The 12,488-nt window shown below is 69.6% G+C and carries 11 protein-coding genes; 9 read left to right on the top strand and 2 right to left on the bottom strand.

The genetic code is table 11. From position 1 onward, the window contains the following. Positions 1-167 precede the first annotated feature (167 nt). The 6 genes from eccD to ACFC79_RS28490 all read left to right on the top strand — a co-directional run bounded on the left by eccD (position 168) and on the right by ACFC79_RS28490 (position 7,382). A complete protein-coding gene (eccD, locus tag ACFC79_RS28515; protein ID WP_376245717.1) occupies positions 168-1,661 on the top strand; it encodes a type VII secretion integral membrane protein EccD in 1,494 nt (497 codons plus the stop codon). A gap of 224 nt (positions 1,662-1,885) precedes the next feature. After that, positions 1,886-2,173 (top strand): 30S ribosomal protein S15, encoded by a 288-nt coding sequence (gene rpsO, locus ACFC79_RS28510; RefSeq protein WP_376245714.1) that lies wholly within the window; start codon positions 1,886-1,888, stop codon positions 2,171-2,173. A gap of 331 nt (positions 2,174-2,504) precedes the next feature. Continuing rightward, positions 2,505-4,718: a polyribonucleotide nucleotidyltransferase gene (locus ACFC79_RS28505; RefSeq protein WP_376245711.1), complete on the top strand. Its 2,214-nt coding sequence runs from the start codon at positions 2,505-2,507 to the stop codon at positions 4,716-4,718. Beyond that, a complete protein-coding gene (locus ACFC79_RS28500) occupies positions 4,715-6,094 on the top strand; it encodes a M16 family metallopeptidase (RefSeq protein WP_376245708.1) in 1,380 nt (459 codons plus the stop codon). Before ACFC79_RS28505 ends, ACFC79_RS28500 begins: the two co-directional genes overlap by 4 nt. A gap of 25 nt (positions 6,095-6,119) precedes the next feature. Next, positions 6,120-6,872 carry a 4-hydroxy-tetrahydrodipicolinate reductase gene (gene dapB, locus ACFC79_RS28495; RefSeq protein ID WP_376245705.1) on the top strand — a complete coding sequence of 251 codons (753 nt, stop codon included), beginning with the start codon at positions 6,120-6,122 and terminating at the stop codon, positions 6,870-6,872. Positions 6,873-6,884: 12 nt separating this feature from the next. Further along, entirely contained in the window at positions 6,885-7,382 is a 498-nt protein-coding gene (locus ACFC79_RS28490) for a hypothetical protein (RefSeq protein WP_376245702.1), read from the top strand. Between the two features lie 69 nt (positions 7,383-7,451). Here the strand turns inward: ACFC79_RS28490 and ACFC79_RS28485 are convergent, their stop codons facing one another. Further along, complete coding sequence (locus ACFC79_RS28485) at positions 7,452-8,003, bottom strand: hypothetical protein (RefSeq protein WP_376245701.1); 552 nt, start codon at positions 8,001-8,003, stop codon at positions 7,452-7,454. 107 nt (positions 8,004-8,110) lie between these two features. Further along, positions 8,111-8,347 (bottom strand): hypothetical protein, encoded by a 237-nt coding sequence (locus tag ACFC79_RS28480; RefSeq protein ID WP_376245698.1) that lies wholly within the window; start codon positions 8,345-8,347, stop codon positions 8,111-8,113. Between the two features lie 185 nt (positions 8,348-8,532). On the opposite strand from ACFC79_RS28480, the gene thyX reads away from it, so the two are divergent. The 3 genes from thyX to ACFC79_RS28465 all read left to right on the top strand — a co-directional run bounded on the left by thyX (position 8,533) and on the right by ACFC79_RS28465 (position 12,138). Continuing rightward, the gene (gene thyX, locus ACFC79_RS28475) at positions 8,533-9,270 is read left to right on the top strand and encodes an FAD-dependent thymidylate synthase (protein WP_376245695.1); all 738 of its coding nucleotides are present in this window, start codon (positions 8,533-8,535) and stop codon (positions 9,268-9,270) included. Between the two features lie 152 nt (positions 9,271-9,422). Next, complete coding sequence (gene dapA / locus ACFC79_RS28470; protein ID WP_376245692.1) at positions 9,423-10,322, top strand: 4-hydroxy-tetrahydrodipicolinate synthase; 900 nt, start codon at positions 9,423-9,425, stop codon at positions 10,320-10,322. 130 nt (positions 10,323-10,452) lie between these two features. After that, positions 10,453-12,138, top strand: coding sequence for a ribonuclease J (locus ACFC79_RS28465; RefSeq protein WP_376245689.1), 1,686 nt, complete (start codon positions 10,453-10,455; stop codon positions 12,136-12,138). The last annotated feature ends 350 nt before the right edge of the window (positions 12,139-12,488 follow it).

Below are 12,488 nucleotides of genomic sequence, written 5' to 3'. Positions count from 1 at the left end.
TACGGACGGGCGGAAGGCCGGCCGGATGTGCACCGAAGCCCCCGTGGCTTCCTCGGTCTGCGGACGTCCCTCCGCGAGACGGCGATCCTACTTGCAGCCCACCCGCACCCCTCCCGGTAGGGTGGCGCGCGCACCGTGCGCAACCGCGAATCAGGGGGACCAGACACGTGAGTTCGACCGCAGCGACGGGCTTCTGCCGCGTGACTGTCGTGGCACCCGACAGCCGGATCGATGTGGCTCTGCCGGAAGACATCGCCGTCGCCGACGTCTACCCGGAGATCCTCCGCCTCACCGGCCAGAGCCAGGAGACCGGCACACCCACCGGGTACCACCTCGTACGCCGCGACGGCACGGTCCTCGACGGCGCGCGCACCCTCGCCGCCCAGCAGGTCCTGGACGGCGAACTCCTCAGCCTGCGCCCCTTCGCGCAGTCCCTGCCGCCCGCCGTCTTCGACGACGTCTCCGACGCCGTCGCCTCCGCCGTCACCCGCGACCGCCACCTGTGGAGCGACGACCTGCTGCGCGGCGCCGGCCTGGTCGGCGGAGTCCTCCTGCTCGTCCTGATGGGCTTCGTGCTCTGGTTCGCCGACCCGGTCCGGCACGACATGCACAGCCTGCCCGGCATCGTCGCCGGATCGGCCGGACTGCTGCTGACCGCGTACGCGGGGGTGCGCGCCCGGGTCTACGGCGACCGGTCCACCGCCGTCGCCCTCGGCCTCGGCGCCCTGCCGCTGGTGCTCATCGCGGGCTCCGGCATCATCGGCCCCGACGCCGGCCAGGGACCCGGCAGGCTGCAGTTCCTGCTCGGCTGCGTGGCCGTCCTGGTCGCCTCCGTCGCGCTGGTCGCCCTCACCCCGAGCGGCGACGCCCCGTTCGTCGCGGCGACGTTCCTCGCCACCGTCGGCACCCTCGCCACCTTCGTCGCGATCCTCACCGAGGCGTCCGCCACCGAGGCCGCCGCCGTCTGCGCCCCGGTCGCCCTCGGCCTCGTCGCCTTCCTGCCCGGCCTCTCCGCCCGTTTCGCCAGGCTGCCCATCGGCTACGCCTCGCCGCGCACCGCCCCCGGCGGCTACGACGACAGCCTCACCGGCCCGGACACCGACCCGGACGAGGCCCCCGGCGCCCCGGGGACCCCCGTCGACGCGGACCGCATCGCCGCCCAGGCCCGCCGCGGCCACGAGATGCTGCTCGGCCTCGTCGGCGGCTGCGCCGCGGTCGTCGTCGGCTGCGCCGCGGTCCTCGGCTTCTCGGACAACGTGTGGGGGCAGTTCCTGGCCCTGGCCGCCGGACTCGCGATGCTGCTGCGCGCCCGTCTCTTCCGCTACACCTCGCAGGTCGCCTGCGTCCTGGTGGCGGGCATCGGCGCGGTCGCCCTGCTGGTCCTCGGCCTCTCCCTGAACCCGCCTGCCGATCTGCTCTTCGACCTCGTCCGCTACGGCGACCGCAGCTCCCTCGACATCCGCACGATCTGGCTCTCCGCGACCGTCGCCGCCGGGGCCGCCCTGCTCACCGCGATCGGCCTGATCATCCCCCGCAAGGGACTCTCCCCGTTCTGGGGCCGTCTGCTCGACCTGGCGGAGAGCGTCGTCCTGCTCTCCCTGGTCCCGCTCTGCCTTGCGGTGCTGGACGTCTTCACGCGGGCCCGCTCCCTCGCCGGCTGACCGGCCGGTGCCCGTCGGGGGCCGCCCCGGGCGCAGCCCGGACCCGCCCGCACCCGGCCCGGTCCGCGCGGACTGGTACGCTGTGTGACGGCCGTTTGTGTACGCCCTCCCGGAGCATCCTGGGAGCTGCGCCCATCGGACCCTCGCCCCCGAGTAACGGAAGCCCTCCTGGGACATGACCAGGGGCACTCGCGGGCGCATCGAACACCGAAGAGGAGTACCGCGTGTCGCTCGACGCCGCTACGAAGAAGCAGATCATGGCCGAGTTCGCCACCAAGGAGGGTGACACCGGTTCCCCCGAGGTCCAGGTCGCGATGCTCTCCCGTCGCATCTCGGACCTGACCGAGCACCTCAAGACGCACAAGCACGACCACCACTCCCGCCGTGGTCTGCTGATCCTGGTCGGCCAGCGTCGCCGCCTGCTGCAGTACCTGGCCAAGAAGGACATCCAGCGCTTCCGTGTGCTGGTCGAGCGCCTCGGCATCCGTCGCGGTGCGGCCGGCGCCAAGTAAGTCGCCGTGAAGGGAGCGGTTCCCGCCACTGAGGGAGCCGCTCCCTTTGCTGTACGTACAGTTGTGCGTGCATGCACAGGTACGGGTCGTGACGGGTCGACCCGCGCGACCGGAATGCCAAGCTGGGACGAATCTCAGTAACCTGGTCGCAGAACGACCCACGGACGAGCGAGAAGCGGACTCCCCGCCGCCGGTCCTCGGTAGTGGCCCCCGGACCCATCCACCGGGTGCTTCGATCGAAGACCGGCCCGTCGAAGGAGCGCTTCTCCGCAGCGCCCCCCGCCACACGGGCGTGAGGGCGAGAAGACGATATGTATCGGAGAAAACGCTAGTGGAGAACGAGACCCACTACGCCGAGGCCGTCATCGACAACGGCACCTTCGGCACCCGCACCATCCGCTTCGAGACGGGCCGCCTGGCCAAGCAGGCCGCCGGCTCCGCCGTCGCGTACCTGGACGACGACACCATGGTGCTGTCGGCCACCACCGCTTCCAAGAAGCCCAAGGACCAGCTCGACTTCTTCCCCCTGACGGTGGACGTCGAGGAGCGGCAGTACGCCGCCGGCAAGATCCCCGGCTCCTTCTTCCGCCGCGAGGGCCGGCCCTCCGAGGACGCGATCCTCACCTGCCGCCTGATCGACCGCCCGCTGCGCCCCTCCTTCAAGAAGGGCCTGCGCAACGAGATCCAGATCGTCGAGACGATCATGGCGCTCAACCCCGACCACCTCTACGACGTGGTCGCGATCAACGCCGCCTCCTGCTCCACGCAGCTGGCCGGCCTGCCCTTCTCCGGCCCGGTCGGCGGCACCCGTGTCGCGCTGATCAAGGGCCAGTGGGTCGCCTTCCCGACGCACACCGAGCTCGAGGACGCCGTCTTCGACATGGTCGTCGCCGGTCGCGTCCTGGAGGACGGCGACGTCGCGATCATGATGGTCGAGGCCGAGGCCACCGAGAAGACCATCCAGCTCGTCAAGGACGGCGCCGAGGCCCCGACCGAGGAGGTCGTCGCCGCCGGTCTGGAAGCCGCGAAGCCGTTCATCAAGGTCCTCTGCAAGGCCCAGTCGGACCTCGCCGCCAAGGCCGCCAAGCCCACCGGCGAGTTCCCGGTCTTCCTGGACTACCAGGACGACGTCTACGAGGCGCTCGCCGCCGCCGTGACGTCCGAGCTGGCCCAGGCGCTCACCATCGCGGGCAAGCAGGACCGCGAGGCCGAGCTGGACCGCGTCAAGGAGATCGCCGCCGAGAAGCTCCTCCCGGCCTTCGAGGGCCGCGAGAAGGAGATCTCCGCCGCGTACCGCGCGCTGACCAAGAAGCTGGTCCGCGAGCGCGTCATCAAGGACAAGGTCCGCATCGACGGCCGCGGCGTCACGGACATCCGTACGCTCGCCGCCGAGGTCGAGGCCATTCCGCGGGTGCACGGCTCGGCGCTGTTCGAGCGCGGTGAGACCCAGATCCTGGGCGTCACCACCCTCAACATGCTCCGCATGGAGCAGCAGCTGGACACCCTCTCCCCGGTGACCCGCAAGCGCTACATGCACAACTACAACTTCCCGCCGTACTCCGTCGGCGAGACCGGCCGAGTGGGCTCGCCCAAGCGCCGTGAGATCGGCCACGGCGCGCTCGCCGAGCGCGCCATCGTGCCGGTGCTGCCGTCGCGCGAGGAGTTCCCCTACGCGATCCGCCAGGTCTCCGAGGCGCTGGGCTCCAACGGCTCGACGTCCATGGGCTCGGTCTGCGCCTCCACCATGTCGCTGCTGAACGCCGGTGTGCCGCTCAAGGCCGCCGTCGCCGGTATCGCCATGGGCCTGATCTCCCAGGAGATCGACGGCAAGACCCACTACGTCGCCCTCACCGACATCCTCGGTGCGGAGGACGCCTTCGGCGACATGGACTTCAAGGTCGCCGGCACCAAGCAGTTCGTGACCGCGCTCCAGCTCGACACCAAGCTCGACGGCATCCCCGCCTCGGTCCTGGCCGCCGCGCTGAAGCAGGCCCGCGACGCGCGCCTGCACATCCTCGACGTGATGAACGAGGCCATCGACGTCCCGGACGAGATGTCCCCGAACGCCCCGCGGATCATCACCGTCAAGATTCCGGTGGACAAGATCGGCGAGGTCATCGGCCCCAAGGGCAAGATGATCAACCAGATCCAGGAGGACACCGGCGCCGACATCACGATCGAGGACGACGGCACCATCTACATCGGTGCCGCCGACGGGCCGGCCGCCGAGGCCGCCCGCGCCACGATCAACTCGATCGCCAACCCGACCATGCCGGAGGTCGGCGAGCGCTACCTGGGAACGGTCGTCAAGACCACCACCTTCGGTGCGTTCGTCTCCCTCATGCCCGGCAAGGACGGCCTGCTGCACATCTCGCAGATCCGCAAGCTCGCCGGTGGCAAGCGCGTGGAGAACGTCGAGGACGTGCTCGGCGTCGGTACCAAGGTCCAGGTCGAGATCGCGGAGATCGACTCCCGCGGCAAGCTCTCGCTGGTCCCGGTCATCGAGGGTGAAGAGGACGAGAAGAAGGACGACGCCGCCAAGTGACGTCCCGTAGTTCCACGACGACGGCCCGCGCCTCCTCGAAGGCGCGGGCCGTCGCCCGTACCCAAACGCTTCTCAAGGGCACCAACGGCATCGGGACGGTCCGCCGCACCGTCCTGCCCGGCGGCCTGCGGGTCGTCACCGAGACCCTGCCCTCCGTCCGCTCCGCCACCTTCGGGATCTGGGCCAACGTCGGGTCACGCGACGAGACCCCCGCCCTGAACGGCGCGACGCACTACCTCGAACACCTCCTCTTCAAGGGCACCGCCCGGCGCAGCGCCCTCGACATCTCCGCCGCGATCGACGCGGTCGGCGGCGAGATGAACGCCTTCACGGCGAAGGAATACACCTGCTACTACGCGCGGGTCCTGGACACCGACCTGCCGCTGGCCATCGACGTCGTCTGCGACATGCTGACCGGTTCGCTGATCACCCCCGAGGACGTCGACGCCGAGCGCGGCGTCATCCTTGAGGAGATCGCCATGACCGAGGACGATCCGGGCGACTGCGTGCACGACCTGTTCGCGCACACCCTGCTCGGCGACACCCCCCTCGGCCGCCCGGTCCTGGGCACCGTCGACACCATCAACGCGCTCGACCGGGGCAGGATCGCCCGCTTCTACAAGAAGCACTACGACCCCACCCATCTGGTCGTCGCCGCGGCGGGCAACATCGACCACGCCACGGTCGTGCGCCAGGTCCGCAAGGCGTTCGAGCGGGCGGGCGCCCTGTCCCGCACCGACGCCGTCCCGGTCGCCCCGCGCGCGGGCTCCCGATCCCTGCGCACCGCGGGCCGGGTGGAGCTGCTGAACCGGCGGACCGAACAGGCCCACGTCGTCCTCGGCATGCCCGGTCTGGCCCGCACCGACGAGCGCCGCTGGGCCCTCGGAGTGCTCAGCACCGCCCTCGGCGGAGGCATGAGCTCACGCCTCTTCCAGGAGGTGCGGGAGAAGCGCGGCCTCGCCTACAGCGTGTACTCGTACACCTCCGGCTTCGCCGACTGCGGACTGTTCGGCGTGTACGCGGGCTGCCGCCCCGGTCAGGTCCACGACGTCCTCAGGATCTGCCGCGACGAGCTGGACCGGGTAGCGTCCGAGGGACTGAGCGACGAGGAGATCGGCCGGGCCGTCGGGCAGCTCTCCGGTTCCACCGTCCTCGGCCTGGAGGACACCGGCGCGCTGATGAACCGCATCGGCAAGAGCGAACTGTGCTGGGGCGAGCAGATGTCGGTCGACGACATGCTGGACCGGATGGCCCAGGTCACTCCCGACGACGTCCGTGCGGTCGCGGGCGAGGTCCTCGGACACCGCCCCTCGCTCTCCGTCATCGGCCCGCTCAAGGACAAGCAGGCCGACCGCCTCGAAGAAGCGGTCTCCTAACCCCACCCGTAAGGAAGCAGAGCACATGAGCAAGCTGCGCGTGGCCGTTCTCGGCGCCAAGGGCCGTATCGGATCCGAGGCGGTCCGGGCCGTCGAGGCCGCGGACGACATGGAGCTGGTGGCCGCCCTGGGGCGCGGCGACAAGCTGGAGACCCTCGCGGAATCCGACGCCCAGGTCGTCGTCGAACTCACCACCCCCGCGTCGGTGATGGGCAACCTCGACTTCTGCGTCCGCCACGGCATCCACGCCGTGGTCGGTACGACGGGCTGGACCGACGAACGGCTCGCGCAGCTGCGCACCTGGCTGGAGGGCTCTCCGGGGACCGGGGTGCTCATCGCGCCGAACTTCTCCATCGGTGCCGTCCTCACGATGACGTTCGCCCAGCAGGCGGCCCGCTACTTCGAGTCCGTCGAGGTCGTCGAGCTCCACCACCCCAACAAGGCCGACGCCCCCTCCGGCACCGCCACCCGCACCGCCCAGTTGATCGCCGAGGCCCGCCGGAAGGCGGGCAGCCCCCCGCAGCCGGACGCCACCACCACCGCCCTGGACGGCGCCCGCGGCGCGGATGTCGACGGGGTCCCGGTGCACGCGATCCGGCTCCGCGGCCTCCTCGCCCACCAGGAGGTGCTGCTCGGGGGCGAGGGCGAGACCCTCACCATCCGGCACGACTCCCTGCACCACAGCAGCTTCATGCCGGGCATCCTGCTCGGCGCACGCCGCGTGGTGACCACTCCGGGCCTCACGTTCGGCCTGGAACACTTCCTCGATCTGAACTGACTGAGTCCCGCCATGCGCGCAAAGATCACGTACTTTGTCACCGCCGCCGTCCTGGTCTTCTACTTCGTCCTGGTCGGCAGCCGCGGTTTCCTGCTCATCGAGCACGGCACCCCGCTCACCGTCTCCTTCGGGGTCGCCGTGCTGATCCTGCCGGTGATCGGGGTCTGGTTCCTCTGGAAGAACACCCAGTTCGTGGCGCGGGCCAACGCGCTGGCGGCGGAACTCGACGCGGAGGGCGGCCTGCCGGTCGACGAACTGGTCCGTACCCCGTCCGGCCGAATCGACCGCGACTCGGCCGACGCGGTGTTCGCCCGGCGACGTGAGGAGACCGAGGACACCCCCGACGACTGGCGCTGCTGGTTCCGGCTGGCCGTCGCCTACCAGGACGCCAGGGACACCCCCAGGGCCCGCAAGGCCATGCAACGCGCCATCGCCCTGCACGCGGGGGCGAAGCGCGCTCCCGCCGACGACGGCGCGGAGGCCGCCGGATCGAGTCCCTCCGGCGCCTGAGACGGGCTCGCGAAACGGCCCGGGCCCGGTGACTGCCGCAGTCACCGGGCCCGGGCCGTTTCCGTGCGCTCAGTCCCGCCGGTACTCGTCGCCCCACGCCTCGATGGTGTCGGCGGCGCGGTCGAACGCCTCGGCCCGGCTCAGGAAGTCCGCGTTGCTGTCGGTGAGCAGCGGCGGAAGCGCCGCCCCGTCCCTGCGCCCGACGACCAGCGCCTGGCCCTGGACGGTGCGGGGGAGGCCCAGCCACTTCACCGGCTGCTGAACGGTACGGACCGCCACGACCTGGTTCCACGGCAGCGTCGACGTCGTGAGGAACCCGACCCGGCGCAGGCCGTGCCGGCTCACCCAGGCGCCCATCCGCAACAGCCGCAGGGCACAGACGATGATCACGGCGGCGAGGCCCAGACACACGGCCGCCCCGGCAGGCGCCCCGGCGAACGCGACGATCATCCCCGCGAGGAGGACGAACGAGGCGAGCAGCAGCAGACCGGCGGCCGCTGCCACCCGCCAGGGCCCGGGGCGGTACGGGCGCCGCCAGCTGTCGTGGTCGTCGAACGGCAGCGCTACGTCCTCAGCGCTCGCGTCAAACGCGCGGTCGGCCGTCAGGAAGGGCAGGGGCACGACTGATCCTCACTCACAAGCACGCTCGATTGCTGTGCCCGGTGAGGCTACCGAGGAGATCACCCGCCGGACCACCCGAGGGGGTCTGTACGGGGCGGCCCCGCGGCTCAGTGCCCGTTCGCCGCCTCGGCCTGCTGGGGGCGCGCCTCGCCTTGCGGACTCAGCGCCGGCAGGCCGAGGACGAGCGACCCGACAAGGCCCGCGACGATGGTGAGCCCGACGAGCGAGCGCGCGGCCAGCTGGGAGACGCTGGCCTGCTCCCGCGGGGGCGGGGTGATGTTGCTGCGGAACCGTTCGGACTCGGCGACGAACGAGAACGGGACGGATTCACGCCGGCGGAACATGAGGAAGCTCTCCTTGAACTCGTGGACCGGTGCTGCTATGAGGACAGACGCACAAATGGCCCGTTTGGTGCCCCGAATCGCCGAATTCATCGAAGAAATCCCTCCACGGCCCTTCCTGCCCCGTTGTCGGCGGCGGCCCGTAGAGTGGGCGCCGCCCGAGCGACGCAATTGGAAGGACCCCGCCGGTGACCGAGACCCCCGAGCCCGCAAAGCCCAGCTTCCGCAGCGATGTCACCGTCGACCTGGTGAAACACTCGGCGGGCGACGCCGACGTCCTGTTCGCGGCCCGTGTCTCCACGGCCGGGGAGCAGTCCCTGGAGGAGGTCACGAAGGACCCCGAGCGTTCCAAGGGGCTCATCAACTACCTGATGCGCGACCGCCACGGCAGCCCGTTCGAGCACAACTCGATGACCTTCTTCATCAGCGCCCCGATCTTCGTGTTCCGCGAGTTCATGCGCCACCGGGTCGGCTGGTCGTACAACGAGGAATCGGGCCGCTACCGTCAGCTCGAACCGGTCTTCTACGTCCCGGACGAGTCCCGCAAGCTCGTTCAGCAGGGCCGCCCCGGCAAGTACGAGTTCGTCGAGGGCACCCGGGCCCAGCAGGAGCTCACCGGCCGTGTGATGGAGGACTCGTACCGCCAGGCGTACGAGGCGTACCAGGAGATGCTCGCCGCGGGAGTGGCCCGCGAGGTCGCCCGCGCGGTGCTCCCGGTCGGGCTGTTCTCCTCGATGTACGCCACCTGCAACGCCCGCTCGCTGATGCACTTCCTCGGCCTGCGCACCCAGCACGAGCTGGCCAAGGTGCCGTCCTTCCCGCAGCGGGAGATCGAGATGGTGGGCCAGCGGATGGAGGAGCACTGGGCCCGGCTGATGCCCCTCACCCATGCAGCCTTCAACAAAAACGGACGCGTAGCCCCGTAAGCGGTGTCCGTATTGCAGCGTTTCGTGAAGTTCATCTAGGCTGATCAAACGGACCCGGCACTGCTTGAACCCCCGAGCAGGCAGTGCCGGGCTCCTATCGCGTGTCCCCCCGAGGGGTCCTCGGGCATCGAGCAACGAGTAGCGTGTTACCCATGGCTCCGATCTCCACTCCGCAGACCCCCTTCGGGCGGGTCCTCACCGCTATGGTCACGCCCTTCACGGCGGACGGCGCACTCGACCTCGACGGTGCCCAGCGGCTCGCCACCCACCTGGTGGACGCAGGCAACGACGGCCTGATCATCAACGGCACCACCGGTGAGTCGCCGACCACCAGCGACGCGGAGAAGGACCAGCTCGTCCGGGCGGTACTGGAGGCGGTGGGGGACCGGGCCCACGTCGTCGCCGGCATCGGCACCAACGACACGCGGCACAGCATCGAGCTCGCCCGGACGGCCGAGCGTTCCGGCGCCCACGGCCTCCTCGCGGTGACGCCGTACTACAACAAGCCGCCGCAGGAGGGTCTCTTCCGCCACTTCACGGCCGTCGCCGACGCCACCGGACTCCCGGTGATGCTCTACGACATCCCCGGCCGCAGCGGTGTGCCCATCGACACGGAGACCCTGGTACGTCTCGCCGAGCACCCGCGCATCGTCGCCAACAAGGACGCCAAGGGCGACCTCGGGCGTGCGAGCTGGGCCATCACCCGCTCCGACCTCGCCTGGTACTCCGGCGACGACATGCTGAACCTGCCGCTCCTGTCGGTCGGCGCCGTCGGCTTCGTCTCCGTCGTCGGCCACGTCGTCTCCCCCGAGCTGCGCGCCCTCATCGAGGCGTACCTCGGCGGCGACGTGCAGAAGGCCACGGAGATCCACCAGAAGCTGCTGCCGGTCTTCACCGGCATGTTCCGCACCCAGGGTGTGATCACCACCAAGGCCGCCCTGGCGCTCCAGGGCCTGCCCGCCGGTCCGCTGCGGCTCCCGCTGGTGGAGCTCACCGCACAGGAAACGGCGCAGCTCAAGATCGATCTCGCCGCCGGTGGGGTACAGCTGTAACCACAGACTTCATAACTGAATACGAAAAGAACAATCGCAAGAGCGACATCACAGACAACAGCAAGTGCACGATTGACATGCGCGCCACGTGCCCAAGCGGTACGTGGCGCGTGTGGTGGAGGAGAGTCTTTTGAGTCATCCGCATCCTGAACTCGGCGCTCCGCCGAAGCTCCCCAAGGGCGGCCTCCGCGTCACCCCGCTCGGTGGCCTCGGCGAGATCGGCCGCAACATGACGGTCTTCGAATTCGACGGCCGCCTGCTCATCGTCGACTGCGGAGTGCTCTTCCCGGAGGAGGAGCAGCCCGGCATCGATCTGATCCTGCCGGACTTCACCACGATCCGGGACCGTCTCGACGACGTCGAGGGCATCGTCCTCACGCACGGCCACGAGGACCACATCGGTGGTGTCCCGTACCTGCTGCGCCTGAAGCCCGACATCCCGCTCATCGGCTCCAAGCTGACCCTCGCGCTGATCGAGGCGAAGCTCCAGGAACACCGCATCCGGCCGTACACCCTTGAGGTCGAGGAGGGCCGACGCGAGCGCATCGGCGTCTTCGACTGCGAGTTCATCGCGGTCAACCACTCCATCCCGGACGCCCTCGCGGTCGCCATCCGCACCCCTGCGGGCATGGCCGTCGCGACCGGCGACTTCAAGATGGACCAGCTTCCGCTGGACGGCCGGCTCACCGACCTGCACGCGTTCGCCCGCCTGAGCGAGGAGGGCATCGACCTCCTGCTCTCGGACTCGACGAACGCCGAGGTCCCCGGCTTCGTGCCGCCCGAGCGGGACATCTCCAACGTCCTGCGCACGGTCTTCGCCAACGCCCACAAGCGCATCATCGTGGCGAGCTTCGCGAGTCACGTGCACCGCATCCAGCAGATCCTCGACGCGGCCCACGAGTACGGGCGACGGGTCGCCTTCGTCGGCCGTTCCATGGTCCGGAACATGGGCATCGCCCGTGACCTGGGCTATCTGAGGGTTCCCGCCGGCCTGGTGGTCGACGTCAAGACCCTCGACGACCTGCCGGACGACGAGGTCGTGCTGGTCTGCACGGGATCGCAGGGCGAGCCGATGGCAGCGCTGTCCCGCATGGCCAACCGCGATCACCAGATCCGGATCGTGCAGGGCGACACCGTGATTCTGGCGTCGTCCCTGATCCCGGGCAACGAGAACGCGGTCTACCGCGTGATCAACGGTCTCACCCGCTGGGGCGCCAACGTCGTCCACAAGGGCAACGCCAAGGTCCACGTTTCCGGACACGCCTCGGCCGGCGAGCTGCTGTACTTCTACAACATCTGCAAGCCGAAGAACCTGATGCCGGTCCACGGCGAATGGCGCCACCTGAGGGCCAACGCCGAACTCGGTGCCCTCACCGGCGTGCCCAAGGACCACATCGTCATCGCCGAGGACGGCGTGGTCGTCGACCTCGTCGACGGCAGGGCCAGGATCGTCGGGAAGGTCCAGGCGGGGTACGTGTACGTGGACGGCCTCTCCGTCGGCGACGTCACCGAGACGTCCCTGAAGGACCGTCGCATCCTGGGCGACGAGGGCATCATCTCGGTCTTCGTCGTGGTCGACAGCACGACCGGCAAGATCACGGGCGGTCCCTACATCCAGGCCCGGGGATCCGGTATCGACGATGCCGCCTTCGACGCCGTGCTGCCGAAGATCGAGGACGCGATCAACAAGTCGGCGCAGGACGGGGTCATGGAGCCGCATCAGCTCCAGCAGCTCGTCCGACGCTCGGTGGGCAAGTGGGTCTCCGACACCTACCGCCGCCGGCCGATGATCCTTCCCGTCGTGGTCGAGGTCTGACCCGCGGGCAGAACTCCGGAGCGGGGCTCCCGATTTGCATCGGGAGCCCCGCTCCAGTACGTTTACGGCTCCGCCTGACCGGGAAGCACCGCGCGCACTCGTGCGCCGCGGGCATGCTCGAACGGGGCGGAAAATTCCGACTCAGAATCTCTGATAAAGTCGGGCCCGCCGAAAGGCAAAGACCACTCCAGCGGTCGACCGGAATTGAATTCTGAACCGGAAACGGGATGGAAAAAGAATCTGGTAGGGTTGGAATCGCCGGAAAGGGAAACGCGAAAGCGTGGAACTGGAAAGCAACCCCGCTTCGGCCGGGGATCGGACACTGAAAAGGGTCTGATAGAGTCGGAAAC

The sequence above is a fragment of the Streptomyces sp. NPDC056061 genome, assembly GCF_042266885.1.
Taxonomy (GTDB): Bacteria; Actinomycetota; Actinomycetes; order Streptomycetales; family Streptomycetaceae; genus Streptomyces.
Note: the sequence above shows the minus strand (reverse complement) of the source record. Positions and strands in the feature narration are given on the sequence as shown.